12 protein-coding genes and 1 pseudogene are annotated in these 15,154 nt (G+C 71.6%); 5 read left to right on the top strand and 8 right to left on the bottom strand.

The annotated features are described in order from the left end of the window. Positions 1-256: 256 nt before the first annotated feature. From ACWDAS_RS37760 to ACWDAS_RS37770, 3 genes are all read right to left on the bottom strand, one after another. Positions 257-1,684 (bottom strand): APC family permease, encoded by a 1,428-nt coding sequence (locus ACWDAS_RS37760; RefSeq protein WP_450400007.1) that lies wholly within the window; start codon positions 1,682-1,684, stop codon positions 257-259. Positions 1,685-1,867: 183 nt separating this feature from the next. Then, positions 1,868-2,248, bottom strand: coding sequence for an SCP2 sterol-binding domain-containing protein (locus tag ACWDAS_RS37765; RefSeq protein WP_450400010.1), 381 nt, complete (start codon positions 2,246-2,248; stop codon positions 1,868-1,870). After that, complete coding sequence (locus ACWDAS_RS37770; RefSeq protein WP_450400013.1) at positions 2,245-3,636, bottom strand: flavin monoamine oxidase family protein; 1,392 nt, start codon at positions 3,634-3,636, stop codon at positions 2,245-2,247. Before ACWDAS_RS37770 ends, ACWDAS_RS37765 begins: the two co-directional genes overlap by 4 nt. A 147-nt stretch (positions 3,637-3,783) precedes the next feature. Between ACWDAS_RS37770 and ACWDAS_RS37775 the strand changes: the two genes are divergently transcribed. Then, positions 3,784-4,407 (top strand): TetR/AcrR family transcriptional regulator, encoded by a 624-nt coding sequence (locus ACWDAS_RS37775; RefSeq protein WP_450400015.1) that lies wholly within the window; start codon positions 3,784-3,786, stop codon positions 4,405-4,407. A gap of 194 nt (positions 4,408-4,601) precedes the next feature. Here ACWDAS_RS37775 and ACWDAS_RS37780 read toward each other — a convergent pair whose 3' ends face one another. Further along, the gene (locus ACWDAS_RS37780; RefSeq protein ID WP_450400018.1) at positions 4,602-4,880 is read right to left on the bottom strand and encodes a helix-turn-helix transcriptional regulator; all 279 of its coding nucleotides are present in this window, start codon (positions 4,878-4,880) and stop codon (positions 4,602-4,604) included. Between the two features lie 5 nt (positions 4,881-4,885). Here ACWDAS_RS37780 and ACWDAS_RS37785 point away from each other — a divergent pair, with 5 nt between their 5' ends. After that, entirely contained in the window at positions 4,886-5,602 is a 717-nt protein-coding gene (locus tag ACWDAS_RS37785) for an amidohydrolase family protein (protein ID WP_450400021.1), read from the top strand. Positions 5,603-5,986: 384 nt separating this feature from the next. Here ACWDAS_RS37785 and ACWDAS_RS37790 read toward each other — a convergent pair whose 3' ends face one another. Continuing rightward, positions 5,987-8,110, bottom strand: coding sequence for a HEAT repeat domain-containing protein (locus tag ACWDAS_RS37790; protein ID WP_450400024.1), 2,124 nt, complete (start codon positions 8,108-8,110; stop codon positions 5,987-5,989). Positions 8,111-8,291: 181 nt separating this feature from the next. Here ACWDAS_RS37790 and ACWDAS_RS37795 point away from each other — a divergent pair. From ACWDAS_RS37795 to ACWDAS_RS37805, 3 genes and pseudogenes are all read left to right on the top strand, one after another. After that, a pseudogene (locus ACWDAS_RS37795) lies at positions 8,292-8,718 on the top strand (hypothetical protein); the annotation flags it as partial. Between the two features lie 236 nt (positions 8,719-8,954). Continuing rightward, positions 8,955-9,584 (top strand): DUF4328 domain-containing protein, encoded by a 630-nt coding sequence (locus tag ACWDAS_RS37800; RefSeq protein ID WP_450400026.1) that lies wholly within the window; start codon positions 8,955-8,957, stop codon positions 9,582-9,584. Between the two features lie 219 nt (positions 9,585-9,803). Further along, positions 9,804-12,938, top strand: a complete 3,135-nt coding sequence (locus ACWDAS_RS37805) for an ATP-binding protein (protein WP_450400028.1) — start codon at positions 9,804-9,806, stop codon at positions 12,936-12,938. Here the strand turns inward: ACWDAS_RS37805 and ACWDAS_RS37810 are convergent. Genes ACWDAS_RS37810 through ACWDAS_RS37820 form a run of 3 tightly spaced genes read right to left on the bottom strand, consistent with a single transcriptional unit; the run spans position 12,919 to position 14,920 of the window. After that, positions 12,919-13,710, bottom strand: coding sequence for an ABC transporter permease (locus tag ACWDAS_RS37810; protein ID WP_450400030.1), 792 nt, complete (start codon positions 13,708-13,710; stop codon positions 12,919-12,921). The genes ACWDAS_RS37805 and ACWDAS_RS37810 overlap by 20 nt on opposite strands. Then, positions 13,707-14,675: an ATP-binding cassette domain-containing protein gene (locus ACWDAS_RS37815; protein ID WP_450400032.1), complete on the bottom strand. Its 969-nt coding sequence runs from the start codon at positions 14,673-14,675 to the stop codon at positions 13,707-13,709. Before ACWDAS_RS37815 ends, ACWDAS_RS37810 begins: the two co-directional genes overlap by 4 nt. A gap of 26 nt (positions 14,676-14,701) precedes the next feature. Beyond that, positions 14,702-14,920, bottom strand: a complete 219-nt coding sequence (locus tag ACWDAS_RS37820) for a hypothetical protein (protein WP_450400034.1) — start codon at positions 14,918-14,920, stop codon at positions 14,702-14,704. Positions 14,921-15,154 lie beyond the last annotated feature (234 nt).

The following is a 15,154-nucleotide window of genomic DNA, read 5'->3' on the forward strand; positions in this document are numbered from 1 at the left end:
GGCGCCGGAACGCTCAGGCGGCGAATCGTCCGCGCGCAGCCTGCTGTTGTTCACTGCTCGCGGATCACGGGCGCCCGTCCGGAGCACCCTCGCGCTTTTGTGACATCACCAGGCGTTTCTTGCAGGCCGCCAGGCGAAGGCACTGCGCCGAGGGCGCGCCTATGGCGCAGTGGCGATTCGCCCCCGGCCACGTGGCGCCGTTCCCGGAGCGTCTGGTCGGTTGGGGTGGTGTCGAGGGCCGGTGGTGTGCTCACTGCTACGGCTCTTCTTCGGCCTCCGGCATCTTCGCTCGTACGGCCGCTGCGGTGCGGGCGGCGGCCCGCACCGCGGCACGGGCCGCGCGCCGGGCGGCGAGTTCCTCGGCTTCGCGCCGCTCCAGCCGTGGTACGTAGGTCCAGACGTACAACGCCACCAGCCCGGCACAGGCCAGCAGCAGCACCAGCGGGACGACGGTGAACCGCGGGCCGACGCTGACCGAGGCCAGCAACCCCATCAGGGCGAAGACCACTGTGAGTACCACTGCCACGGGCACGCCGCCGCGCAGCCGGTAGGGGCGGTGCGTGCCGGGCTCCCGCCGTCGCAGCTTCCACACGCAGTACCCGGCGGCGCTGTACACCCCCATCTCCAGAGCCGCGCACAGCGAGACGATGACGGCGAAGGAGCCGGTGGCGGCCACGACCGCGGCCAGGGCCAGGGAAGCGCCGCCGAGAATCCACACCGGGAGTACCGGCACGGCCTGCTCGTTGAGCCGGGTCAGCGGGCGTGGCAGCTTGCCTTCGCGGGCGACGGCGTACATGAACCGGGACAGGGTGACGAACCCGCCGTTGAAGGTGTTGACCGCGGTCAGCGCCGTGACGGCGAGCATCATCAGCATCCCGGCCCGGCCGAGCGCCTGCTGGGCGAGGAGCAGTTGCGGGTAGGCGGTACCGAGCGAGGCACCGTCGAGGGTGGCGCCCATCGCCACCGCGAACACCGCCTGGGAGGCGGCCAGGACGAGCACGGCCACCAGCATCGCCCGCGGGATGATCCGCGGCTCGGTGACCTCCTCGGCATTCGTGGTCACCCACTCGAAGCCGGTGTAGACGAAGATGCCGAGGACCAGGGCCTGGATCGGCGAGCTCGACGCGCCCGCGCCGAGCGCGGCGTGGTGGCCCGGGTGCGCGATCGCCACGATGCCGATCGCGACGGTGGCCAGCACCACGATCGTGGTGACGATCCGCTCGACCGCTCCGGCAAGCTTGATCCCGCGCAGGTTCAGCCAGGTGGCAAGGAGGAGCAGCACGGCGACGTAGCCGACCGCGATCAGCCGGCCGTTGCCGAAGGCGTACGCGAGTGCTTCGCCGATGATGTAGGCGTCGGCGGCGATCACCAGCACGATCGCCACCATGTAGGTCAACGTGACGGTCAGCGCCGCCTTGTCCGGCATGGCGCGGGCCATCCACAGCCTGATGCCGGCCGCCGTCGGGTGCATGCCGTTCAGCTCAGCGAACACCGACCGCACCGCCAGCATGACCAGACCGCCGGCGGCGATGGCCAGCCAGGACATCGGCCCGCTGACATAGGCCAGCAGCTGCGCGAGGCCCAGGAAATTGATCGCGGCGAACGCCAGTCCGGTGGAGATCGCGGAGGCGCCGCCGAACGACAGCGCCCGCCGCAGCACCGGCTGCGCCGAAGGTTCGGCCATGGTGTTCCCTTTCTGATGCTCGGTCACAAAATCGAGGTCGTCGCACGGCGCTGTGGCGCGGCCGTGTTCGGCCGGGTGGCCGACGGGGACGTGAGGCTGGGAGAGCAGCCCGAGGTGTGGGCCCGCGCCCCGGCACCAGGCCTGCGGGGCGTGGGCCCACGAGCCCGCGCGGCACTGTGGCGGCTACTGGCCCAGGAAGACGAACATCGCCATCGCGTCCAGGCGCATGACGTCCTCGGCCCGGCCCTGGGTGCGGATGGCGCCCTGCATGTAGTTGGACACCGGGTTTGCGTCGCCCCAGAAGATCTCCGCCAGGTCGAAGCTGTGGCCGCGCACCACCAGGTCGGCCGTGCCGGACAGGCCGGCCGTCGGCGATGCGGGTTTTCCGTCGGAGACCTCGAGGGTGAAGGCCGCGTCGTGGTCGGTGGCCAGGATGTGGATGTGGCAGTTCCAGCCGCCGAGCGTCTTGCCGACCCGGGGACTGGCCCCGGCCTTGATCGCATATTCGCTCAGCGCGTCGAACAGCTCGTCCGCCCCGACGCTCTCACGGATCGCCTCGCTCATCGGGCGGCCTCCGCAGGCTCGCGCAGCCCCGCGGCCACGCCCAGCTCGGACGCCACCGCGGCGGCAGCCTGCTCGCCCGAGCGCACCGCGCCGTCCATGTAGCCGCTCCAGACAGTGGCGTACTCGGTGCCGGCCCAGTGGATCCGGCCGACCGGCTCGCGCAGCGCCGGGCCCAGCGTGGACCAGGTGCCCGGGCTGAGGATCCCGGTGTAGCAGCCGCGGGACCACTCCTCGTCGAGCCACACCTTCTCGTAGGTCGCGATCGGGTCCGCCGCCTTGGGGCCGAAGACCGAGACCAGTTCGGCCACGACCTGCTGCTGCCGTTCTTCGGGGCTCATCCGCAGCGCGCGCCGCGCGGCGTCACAGTCCGTGAAACTGACCAGCACGCCCTCTGCACGGTCCGGGTGGCTCTGGTCGAAGGTCAAAGTGTTGTGTCCTGTGCTGTGCCCGGTCAGGCCGTCGGCGCGCCAGAACGGCTCGGGATAGACCACGGTGGTCTTGATGGCCGAGCCCATGAACACCCGCTGGGTCAGCTGGTCGCGCAGGCCCGGCAGCGCCGGGCTGTAGCGCAGCCGGCCGGCCAGCGGCGGCGGGACCGCGACGACGGCGTACCGCGCACGCACTCGCCCCTGCTCGTGATGCACGACGACACCACACTCGTCCTGTTCTATCCGGTGAACCGGGCAGGACAGGCGGACCCGGTCGCCGAGCACCCCGGCCAGGCCGAGCGAGACGCCCATCGCTCCGGCGCTCAGGCGGGTCTCCTGCGCGCTGTTGATGACCCCGATCATCCGCTCCACGCCGCCGCCGGAGGCGATGTAGAACAGCGCATGCAGCAGCGATACCTCCCCGGGCTCGGCGGGGAACAGGGCGCGGGTCAACGCGCGCAGCCACTCCTTGGCGCCGTCGCAGTACGGCTGCGCGCCGATCCAGCTCTCGACGGTCGTGGCGTCCAGCACAGCGGCCTGCGAATGGGTCCACGGAGCCTCGGCACCGACCTCGGCGGCCAGTGCGGTCAGCTCGACCATGGCTTCCATGAGGTCCGCGGCCACCACCGGGTCCCCGGTGGGGATTGCCCCGTGGTAGCGCAGCAGTCTGCCGTCCTCGGTGCGTTGCAGGTTGTCCCCGTCGCTGTACTGCGTGAACGTCGCCAGGCCGAATTCATCGATCAGCGCCTTGATCCGGTCCTGGGTCGGGCCGATCCACTGCCCGCCGTACTCCACCAGCCGCCCGTCGTCCTCGACCACGGAGCAGGTGCGCCCGCCGACCCGGTCGCGCGCCTCCAGAACGAGCACGTCCACGCCGTGGGCGTGCAGCGTGCGGCCCGCGGTCAGCCCGGCCAGTCCAGCGCCGACGATGACGACGTCGGTGTCGTAATTCTCGGGCACGAGGCCACCTTCCAGGTTATGGTCAGATGACTTGGTCAGCTGACCAAGTCGGGTGGCCAGAGTGAAGTATGCTTCGGTGAAGGTGTCAAGAGGTGACCGGAGGCCCCGGTCGCGGACCTGGGGAAGAAGGTGACGAACCTGCCTCGGATGAAGGTCGAAGAGCGCCGCGAGCAGTTCGTGAAGGCCGCCATCGAGGTCATGGCCCGCGAAGGCCTGGACCGCGCGACGACGCGCCGCATCGCCGAACAGGCCGGGACGGCGCAGGCCGCGATCCACTACGCGTTCCGAGGCAAGGACGAGTTGCTGACCGCCGTCCTTGGAGCGGTGACCGAGCAGGTCGAGCAGATCCTGCGCAACGCGGTGACGCCCGAACGAGGGCTGGCCGCGGCGATCGCCGACGCAATACGCGCGTTCTGGGACTTCGCGGTGGGCGACGACGGGCTCCAGTTGATGCAATACGAGCTGATGATCTACTGCCGCCGCAACCCCGGCTTCGAGTGGCTCGCCGCCTGGCAGTACACCCGTTACTGCGCCTGCACCGAAGACGTCTTCCGCTCCGCGCTCGCCCACGAGGCCTCACCGCCGCCGATCGATCTGGCGGCGCTGGTGCGGTTCGTCGTCGCGGCAATCGACGGGCTGATCATCCAGTACGAGGTGCACCACGAGGTCGAGCAGTCCCAGCGCGACCTGGAAAACGTGATCACCTGTGCGATCGCGCTGGCCGGCCTTGCCCCGGGCTTCAGCCGTACACCGTTGAAAGACCCTGCGTAGCCGCGCCCAGCGGCTACGCCACGGCAACAAAGCGGCGCATGCCTCGGAAGTCTCAGTCAATGCGGTGTAGTTCTTGACCGGCTGGTCACTGAGTCAACGACAGACCTGGAGGTCCTTCTGTTGCCCCGCACCGCTCCAAAATGGCGCACAGCCGCTGACCAGGGACGATGTTCCTCGGTGTCGGTAGGCACATTTCAGCCCGTGGCGTCGCCCCGTTCGGCTCGCAGGGCGTCCCGGTGGGCCGCGGGCCCCCGGCCGAACCAGCGCCGGCAGGAGCGGCTGAGCACGCTCTGCTCGGCGTATCCCAGCTCGTGGGCCAGTTGCGTCAGGCTCATGCCCGTGTCGCGGAGGTAGCGCTGGGCGACCTCCGCACGAACCTGCTCCACCAGACCCGCGAACGTCGCACCCTCGGCCGCCAGCCGGCGCTGGAGTGTCTTCGGGTGCACGGTGAGCTGATCCGCGACCAGGTTCAAAGGCGATGATGTACGACCCGGCCTTCCGCGGGAAGTTCAGCCGCCAGTGGCACAACCCCTTCGCCGGCCGCGCCTACCACCGCAAGCTCAGCGAGCCGAAGATCGTCAACTGCCCGGACCCGTCCCTGATCGGCAAGACCTTCGCCGAGGTGGCCGCCGAGCGCGGCGTCAAGCCCATCGACGCCTTCCTCGACCTGCAGGGCGAGTACGGCAACGACCTGCGCTGGTACACGGTGGTCGGCAACGACCGCCCCGACCAGCTGGCCTGGATCGCCAACCACCCGTCGGTGCTCATAGGCTTCTCCGATGCCGGCGCCCACCTGCGCAACATGGGCTTCTACAACTTCCCGCTGCGCCTGTTCAAGCTGGTCCGTGACCGCGCGGCCCAGGGGAAGCCGGTCATGTCCACGCAGCGGGCCGTGCACCTGGTCACCGGTGAGATCGCCGACTACCTGGGCATCGACGCCGGCTACCTCGCCGAAGGCCGTCGCGCCGACCTGGTCGTGGTGGACCCGGCCGGGCTCACCGACGAGGTCGACCAGGCGCACGAGGAGCCGATGGAGGGCTTCGACGGCATGGAGCGCCTGGTGCGACGCAACGACGCCGCGGTGCGCGCCGTGTACATGAACGGTCGGCTCGCCTGGGACGGCAAGCAGCCCGCCCGCGGTTTCGGCCGCGAGCAAGGCTTCGGGACCTTCCTTCCGGCCACCGGCACATCCTGACCGGCTTTTAAGTCAGACCGGCAAGCACCCTCAAAACCGCCCCTGGCCAGGCCGAACGCAGTTCGGCTGTCGGACCGAGCGCAACACCCTTCGCAACGCCCGGCGCAACGGCCCTCGCAACGCCCGGCGCAACCCCCGCCGCAACGCCAAAAGAAGGCGTCCAGCCCACGGTGGCATCCCGAAAGCGCAGGGCACCCAGTCAGCGCCTGATCAGTGTGCTCCAGTTCGCGTGCCGGCACGGCCAGGACGGCATTGAGGGCCCGGCGCGCCCAGTGCCCGGATCAGCGTCTGGTGGAGCGCGGCGGTGCGTGGCGCAGGGCCTTGAGAGCCTGGTGCTGCATCTGCTGGTGGGCGGGACGCCGGTGGCGGAGGGGTCGCGCAGCCTCAGGCTGTTCGCGGGGCGGGGGCTCCCGGTGTTGGAGGATCGAGCCGGGCAATGAGGGTACGGCCGGCCCACTGGAGTTTTTCGTCGTGGTCGATGTCCTTGAACCTGCCGCCGCGCCGGGGCAGGGCCAGTAGCTCGCGGAGTCCGGGCAGCGCCGGTGCCGCGAGGGAGCCCATGCGGTCCAGGCAGGCCACGACGTGGTTGGCGGTCGCGGAGTTCTTGGCCATGGCCCGCAGCAGGGCGTCCAGGACGGCCGGTGCCTCGGCCTCGCCGCCGATCTCCCACAGCGCCGCCGCGCAATGCACCCGAACCCATTCGTAGTCGTGGCTCAGGAGGTCCCGCAGGCGCGGCAGTGCGACGGAGGCCGGCGGGCCCATCTCGCCGAGCAGATCGGCCGCGTCGCTGATCCGGAAGGTGATGCGGTCGTCGAGGAGGCCGAGCAGGAGCGGCATGACCTCGGCCAGGTCGCCGCCGACGGCCCACAGCGCGGCGACGGCGGCAGGCCGTACGTGGGCGCCGGTGGCGGTGGTCAGCGACCGGATCGTGTCCCGTGCGCCGGCCGCCGCCGGCCCGAACGCCCCCAGCGTCTTCAGGGCCGATCGCGTGACGCGGTCCTGCTCGTGGCGCACCGCGGCGTCGAGCGTGTCCACGACCACAGGAACCGCGGCCGGGTCGCCCAGCGCGGCCAGGGTGGCGAGGATCGCGTTGGCGCTCATCTCGGTCCACTGCTGGGAGAGGTCGATCCGGCGCAGGTGGTCGCAGAGCCGGGGCACCAACTGGTCCGCTGCCTGGGGCAGATGCCCTGCGACCTGGATCGCTCGCCAGGCGTCGACGTCGCTGTCCAGCGCGGCCAGCAGACTCGGCAGCGCGCGTGCGTCGCCCAGACGCGCCAGGGCCCGGACGGCCTCCTGGTGGCTTCTGCGCAGCCGCGCTTCCGGTGCGGCCCATGCGTCAGGGCCGTGCACCGCGCGTTGGGCGTCGATGTGCGCGGCAAGTGCCTCCCGGGCCGGGGCGGCGATCGGGTGGCAGGACTCCACCACGGCCGCGGCCTCGGCGGCGACCTCCTGGTCGGCCGTGGTGAGCTGGTCGGTGACCAGCAGGAGGAGCCGGGTGTGGTCCCCGCGCCAGGCCCGCATCAGCTCCCCGCTCATACGGACCGCGTCCAGGCGCGAGCCGGGGTCGGGGCTGCTCAGCTGTTCGGCCAGCACCGCGGTGCGCTCGGGCACCCGGGGCCCCAGGGCTTCGTGGAACGTACGCAGCAGGGCCGTGGTCGGTGCGTACACGCGCGTGTGCCGGTCGAGATCCTCGAAGGCGGCGACGATCTGGGGCGCGACTTTGTCCGTGGGTGCCGCCGGGCGGCTCGGGGCCGGTGCGATCCGCCGCACGGGTATGGCGCGGGCGATTTCGCGCAGCAGGCCGACGGCGACCGGTACGACGTCCTGGCCGATCTCATCCGGGGCGCAGCGGGCCCGCTGGACCAGGGCCCCGAGCCGGGTCGCCGGGCCCTGGGCCGGGTCGGCGGCGAGCCCGGCAAGCCAGTCCATCACCTGTTGCGAGGCCGCCGGCAGGCGCAGTGCCAAGGTGGCAGCCGCCTCCACGATCCGCAGCCGCGCCGCGATACCGCGCTCGGCGGCCAGCCGCTCTCGCAGCGCCGCCGCGGCCCGGTCGGCGTCGTCGAGGAAGAGCCCGAGCCCGGGAATCGCGGCCAAGCGCACGTCCGGGTCGCGGTCGCGGGCGAGTTCGACAAACTCCCCACTCCGCTCGCGCAGGTAGACCACTGCCTGCGCGCAGCCCATCGGTGGGTAGTAATCGATCTCGGTGCCGTCGTCCTCAAAGCCCCGGTCAAGGGACTCCCTGCCGATGCTGACCAGCAGTGCGAGGACGGCGGCCCGGTCGGGCGTGGCGCCGTCGACGGCCAGCTCGAGCAGGAAGGGCAGGCTGGCTGCCGTGGGCGGGTACACGCTGCCCTGGTGGTGAACCGCGCCGTAGAAGCGGTCAAGGGCTTTGCGACGTACCTCGGCGTCCGGGGAGCGCAGCGCCGTCAGCAGCGCCGGTACCTCCTCAGCCGAGCCGTACGCGTGCGCCATCGACGCCCAGTCGATGTCATGAAGTCCGTCGAACATGATCAGAACCATGCCAGGCGGCACCGACAACAAGGGGCGTCCCGGAACGGGGCCGTACGGCACCGCCCGCACGGGCCAGGAGCAACTGGGCCGGGCGACTGCGCCGGAGGGGCGTACGGACGGCGACTGCCACGAGCATGGGCTGCTGACGCCGCTCCCAGACCCAAGAGTTCTCAGCGACGTCCCGGACTCAGCCATCCTTGTTGAGCCACCAGCGCGCAACACGGGTGAGAACATCACCTTCTCGCCGGCCCTGCTCGAAGGAGGCTGGTGTCGATGTCTCCTCGGTGCTTTTGATCGGCAAGTCGTACGAGGAAGATCAGGTGGCGCCCAGCGATGTGAGGGCGGCCCAGGAACGACTGTGCAGCCATGGCTTCACCAGCCGCCTGATCACCAGTGACATCCCCGGCCAACGCTCCAACAATCGCTCCGAGCAAGCCGTGAGGGACCTCGTCGGCCCTCTTCGGGCAATGCGGAATCACGCGAGTCGGAGCGCAGTCAACTCACCACAGGTCTCCCACGGATCGATCCGGTCAGCGGGCGTCGGCACACCGTACCGAAGCCGCGGCACGAAACGATCACGGGCGGAGGGCTGCCGCCCGGGATGACGCGATCGGGCGTGCGGGCGCTGTGGTATTCAGATGGTCGCCGAGGTTGGGGTTGGGGAGGACGCGTGCTGTGCAGACAGTGCCGGATGTACGAGGCCGCGGGGCCGGACGGGGTGTGCGCGGATTGCCTGGTGCGAGAGCCGGAGCCGGCACCCGCTGATCCGGTGCACGATGCTTCGCCGCGACTTCCCGCGGCCGTCCCGCCGTGGCCTGCGCCGCCGCCGAGGCCGAGCCGGGTGTGGCTGACCGTGTCGGCCTCGGGTTTCGCGGTCGCGATCGCCGCGTCGCTGGTGGTGCACCTGCTGCTCGCCTGGCACGCCGCCTACGTGCTGAGCACGGGAGATGACCGCGTGGGCGGTCCGTTGTTCCTCTTGTTCTTCCTCCTGTGCGCCGCGGGCGCGCACGCCGCCGCGGTCGCCCTGTTCGTCGAGTGGTTTCGCCGGGCCCATCGCAACGCCCAGCTCCTCGATCCCGCGGGCCAGCGCTTCGGGCAGGTGTGGGCCGTGGTGGGCTGGCTGGTCCCCCTGGTGCATCTGTGGCTGCCGAAGGCCGTCGCGAACGGCATCTGGCGCTCGAGCACTCCCGCGTCAACGGCAGTCGTGATGCGACGGCTCTGGTCGGGCGTCTTCCACACGTGGTGGGGACTGTGGGTCGGCTGGCAGCTGTGCGCGGTCCTGGGCGTCTGGCTCTCCGGCGGATATCCGTGGTTCCTCGCCACCGAGGCCCTGCTCATCGCCACCGGGCTGCTCACGCTGGTGGTCGTGGCCCGCCTGACCTTCATGCAGCAGCGCAGGATCACCGAGCTCGACGACAAGCGCAACCGGACGCAGTGGGCCGCAGCCGGTTGGCACGTCCCGCGGCTATGACAGGGCCCGGCGTGTCCCTTTACCGGGACTCTTACAGAAAGCCCCGGCGTTCACGCCGGGGCTGAATGCATCTCAAGACTGCTCTGACGTGCACCAAGGGCACGGTCCGGGCAACGGCTCCCACCCGCCGCGGCCGCCCGTGCGGCTCCCACCCCCTGCAGCCGCACCCCGGCCGCCCTCAGCGGCCGCCCAAGCACCCCCTGTCGATAGCCTGACCGAGTGACGACCGACCTGACTCTCCTGTCGTGCGTGGCCTACCGCGGCCGGGAGATCACCGCGCCCCGGCTGCGCGGGCTGCTCGCGCTGCTCGCAGGCGAGCTGCGCTCCGGTTGCAGCACCGCACGGCTGATGGACGGGCTGTGGCAGGACGAGCTGCCGGCCAACCCGGCCAACGCGCTGCGGATCCTGGTCTCCCGGGCCCGCTCCCAGCTCGGCGCCGACGTCGTCGTCAGCACCCCCACCGGCTACCGGCTGGCACTGGGTGAGGAGCAGGTCGACAGTGCGGCGGTGGTGCGCTGTGCCGAAGCGAGCGCCCGGCACTCCCGGGCCGGGGATCACGCCGCCGCCCTGGCGAGTGCCGAGGAAGGCCTCGCCTTCTGGGACACCGCCCCGGACACCGACGCCGCGCCCGGCGACCCGGTCGCGGAGCTGCGCGCCGAGCGGGCGCCGCTCTACGCCTTCCTCACACGCTCCCGCGCGCTCGCGCTCGCCCGGCTGGGACGACGGGCCGAAGCCGTGGCGCCGCTGACCGAGGTCTTCGCCCGGACCCCGCGCGACGAGGAAGTACTGGCCGAACTGCTGCGCGCCGAGGCCGCCACGGCCGGGCCGTCTGCGGCGCTCGCCCGCTACGACACCTACCGGCGCGAGCTCCGCGACGGCCTCGGCACCGACCCGGGCGCCGGGCTCAAGACCGTGCATCGGGAGCTCCTGCAGGTCGAGGCCCCCGTGGTCCGGTACGGGGTGCCGCACGATCCGAATCCGCTGCTGGGACGGGACGAGGATCTCGCGGCGGTGGCCGGGCTGCTGCACTCCTCGCGGTTGACCTCGATCATCGGCCCCGGCGGGCTCGGCAAGACGCGGCTCGCGTACGCCGTCGCCCGCCAGGCCGAGCAGCGGACGGTGCACTTCGTCTCGCTCGCCGGAGTCGGCACGGATCAGGACGTGGCCGGCGAGGTGGCGTCCGCGCTCGGCGGCGGGGAAGCGCCGCGCGGTGGCGTCGGGACGTACGGCGGCGGGGCGGAGGTGCCCGCCAAAATCGTCGCCGCCCTCGGCGCCGACCCCGCGCTGCTGGTGCTGGACAACTGCGAGCAGGTCGTCCTGGGCGCCGCCGACCTGGTGCGCAAGCTGGTGGCGCTGTCCAAGGACCTACGGGTGCTGGTCACCAGCAGGGCACCGCTGGGGCTGAGCTCGGAAGCGGTGTACCAACTGCCGCAGCTGAGCCTGGCAACCTCGATCGAACTCTTCGAGCAGCGGGCCCGGGCCGCGCGCCACCACGTCGAGCTGCCGCCCGAGGCCGTGGCGGAGCTGTGCCGGCATCTGGACGGGCTGCCGCTCGCCCTGGAGTTGGCGGCCGCGCGGGTACGGGTGCTGTCCGTTCCCGAGATCGCCCGCCGCCTCGGCGACCGCTTCGCGCTGCTGCGCGGCGGGACCCGGGACGCGCCCGAGCGGCACCGCACCTTGCACGCGGTCGTCGAGTGGAGCTGGAACCTGCTGGAGGAAGACGCACGGGCGGCGCTGCGGGTGCTGTCGGTCTTCCCCGGCGGCTTCACCGAGGAAGCGGCGGAACAGCTGCTGGGCGGCGGCGACGCGCCGTACCTGCTGGAGCAGCTGGTGGACCAGTCGCTGCTGAAGGCCGCCGACACCGCGGCCGGGATCCGCTTCCACATGCTGGAGACCGTGCGGGAGTTCAGCGCCGCCCGGCGGGCGGCGGCCGGGGAGGAGGAGGCGGTCACCGACCGGTTCCTGGGCTGGGCACGGCACTTCGGGCTGGCCAACCACGACGTGTTGTTCAGCGTTGAGCCGCTGCGGCATTGGGCGCGGCTGCGCGCGGAGCAGGACAACCTCGTGCTCGCCCTGCGGTTCGCCCTCGCCCGCGAGGACCATGCCGCCACCGCGGCGGCCGGCGCGGTGCTGGCCTGTGTCTGGCTCACCGACTCGGCGAGCTTCCACCGGGTCCTGACCCTGGCCGCCGACACCGCGGCGCCACTGTCGCACTACCGCCCCGACGCCCGGCACACCGAGGTCACCCGCACCCTGTGCGCTGTCTGCACCGCAGCCCCGTTCATCGGGTACGGTCCGCCCAGGCCACGCCATCTGGTCGCCCTGCGCCGGCTGCAGCCCGCGGAGCCGGACACGCTGCTGCGGGCGCTCGCCGTCGTGCTGTGCGCCGTTCCGGACATGCGCCCGCCCGGCTACGAGGCGCTGCGTGAACTCTGCGCGAGCGACGCGCCCTTGCTGGCGGGCATCGCCGAGTGCGTGGCCAGCTATCTGTGGGAGTACGAGCACGAGCCGGAGCGTGCGCTGGCCTCCGCCCGCCGGATGCTCGCCATGGTCGACGCCGTGCCCAACCCGTCGCTCAAACTGCTCGGCCACTCCCGCTGCAGCGAGCTGTGCGCGGACGCCGGTCTCGGCGAGGAGGCGTACCGGCATCTGCTGGCGGCACTGGAGGCCTTGACGCACCTGAGTGACCAGTCGCCCACGACGGGCCTGTGCCAGGGCCTTGCGCTGGCCTGCCTGCAGCGCGGTGAACCGGACGAGGCCGAGGAGTGGCTGCGGCGGGTGGAGCAGAGCCAGTCCGCGGAGCAGACCTCGGCCTTCGCGCCCGACCTGGCTGCCCGGGCCGAGATCGCGCTGGCGCGCGGGCTGACCGAACTGGGCCTCAAACGGTGGCGGATGGCCGTGGAGCGGCTGCGCGCGAGCGATGGGACGCCCGCCGACCCCTCCATGGATGCGTGGGCGCGGGCGCTCCAGGCCTACGCGGTGGCCGCCCACGCGCACGCCGGGCGGCTGGAGCCCGTCGCCGGCCTGGTCGCCGAACTGGAGGGCCGGCTGCGTACCCTGCTTGCCGACGACTCCCGCCCGGCCGGGGAGATCTTCGAGTACGGCACCGGCGTGCTGGCCCTCGGCCTGGCTCGGCTTGCCGCGGGCGACGCGTCGGCGGTGCGGCTGATGGCGTTGGCGGAACGGCTGCACGTGTCCCAGGTGTTCCAGCCCACGATGTCTCTCGACCGTGCCCGGCGGGCTGCCGAGGAGGCCGACGGGGCGGCGTACTGCGACGCGGTGTCGCAGTACGCCGCCCTGGAGCGGGACGGGCTGCGGGAGTCAGCCCGCGCACTCATTTCGGGTCGCGATTGAACTGCGCCGTCGACCAGCGGTAGCCGAGCACGGTCAGGCCGACGCACCAGGCGATCGTGATCCACCCGTAGTTGCCGATCCCGGTGCCCAGCAGCAGGCCGCGCAGGGTCTCGATAGCCGGTGTGAACGGCTGGTACTCGGCGATCGGCTGGAACCAGCCCGGCATCGTGTCAGCCGGGATGAAGGCGCTCGAGATGAGCGGGAGGAGGATCAGCGGCTGTGCGCTGTTGGCGGCCGCCTCGGCGTTCGGGCTGGCCATGCCGATGCCGACCGCGATCCAGGTGAACGCCAGGGAGAACAGCACGAGCAGAGCGAACGCCGCCAACCACTCCAGGGCCGTGGCGTCCGTGGACCGGAACCCGATGGCCACGGCGACGGCACCGACGAGGACCACACTGGCGATGCACTGCAGCACGCTCCCGACGACGTGCCCGATGATCACGGAGCCGCGGTGGATCGCCATCGTACGGAAGCGGGCAATGAGGCCCTCGCTCATGTCCATGGAGATGTACACCGCGGCCCCGATCACGGTGCTGCCGATGGTCATCATCAAGATGCCCGGAACGATGTAGGCGATGTACTCGGAGCGGTCGGCGCCCCCGCCGCCGATGCCCGCGCTCATCACGTCACCGAAGATGTAGACGAACAACAGCAGCAGCATGATCGGCGCGAGCAGCAGGTTCAGCGTCGCGGACGGGTAGCGCCACGCGTGCAGCAGATTGCGGCGCAGCATCGTGTTCGAGTCGCGGACCGCGAGGGACAGGGCGCTCATCGGACAGCCTCCTTGGACTGGTGGGGGACGTCGGCGCCGCCGGTGAGGGCGAAGAACACGTCGTCGAGGTCGGGGGTGTGCACGGTCAGCTCGTCCGCCTCGATGCCGGCCGTGTCCAGCCAGTCGAGGATGGAGCGCAGCTCGCGCTGGCTGCCGCCGCTGGGGATCTGCAGGGTCAGTGCCTCGTCGTCCCGGGTGACCTCGCGCAGCTCGGCGGCGGCAGCCCGGTACACGTCCGGGTCGGTGAAGCGGAGCCGGACGTGCCCGCCGGGGACGATCCGCTTCAGCTCCTCGGCGGTGCCCTCGGCGGCGATCTTCCCGTCGTTCAGCACCGCGATGCGGTCGGCGAGCTCGTCGGCCTCCTCCAGGTACTGGGTGGTGAGGAAGACGGTGACGCCGCCGGAGACCAGCTCGCGGATGATCTGCCACATGGTGTGGCGGGAGCGCGGGTCGAGGCCGGTGGTCGGCTCGTCGAGGAAGATGATCCGCGGGCTGCCGACCAGGGTCATGGCGATGTCCAGGCGGCGCTTCATGCCGCCGGAGTACGTGGACGCCGGCTTCGACGCGGCCTCGACCAGGTCGAACCGCTCCAGCAGCTCGGCGGTGACCTGCCGTCCCTCGCGCTTGGAGAGGTGGTGCAGGTCCGCCATGAGGAGCATGTTCTCCTCGCCGGTGATCAGGCCGTCGACGGCGGAGAACTGCCCGGTGACGCCGATCGCGGCGCGTACCGCCTGCGGGTCGGCGGCGACGTCGTGGCCGCCGACACGGATTTCGCCCGCGTCGGCGGTGATGAGCGTGGAGCAGATCTTGACGGCGGTCGTCTTGCCGGCGCCATTGGGGCCGAGGAGGGCGAAGACCGTGCCCGTGGGCACCTGCAGGTCGATGCCTTGGAGGACCGGTTTGTCCCCGAAGGACTTCCGCAGCCCCGTGGCTGCGATGGCGAATTCGTGTGTCGTCGTCATCATGCCCCGGAGTCTGCGGGCCGCCGCGTTCAACGACCTTTCAGCGCGGTTTCACCAGCCGTCGCCAACCGGCAACGCGGTGAAATGGTCTGGTCGGCGCGTCGTCCACGGCAGGTGACGTCCGAGGGCGCGGGGCAGCGCGTCGCCGCCGGCAGGTTGACGACCATCGCGAGCGCAGCGCACAGGCCCTGGTCGACATCGGCGTGCGCGACGCCACGCTCCAGCAGCCCGGCATCGGCCTCGGCCATCGCGGCAGCCGGTCGGGGATTTCCGGGCTCACACTGCCCTGCCGGCATGGCGTGGGCGTTGAGCGCGTCGTCAAAGCGGCCTTGCCCGGCGCAGCGGTGTGGCCGCACTGGGGCACCGTCCCCGGCACCGTGCGGCCACCGGACCGTGCGATCCCCATCGACGGGGTATGTCGAGGAGGTGGGCGGCCGGCGGCGGCCGCCCCGCGGGGGGGGCCCACCACAAGAACCCCCCCC

Source organism: Streptomyces sp. NPDC001070 (genome assembly GCF_053598835.1).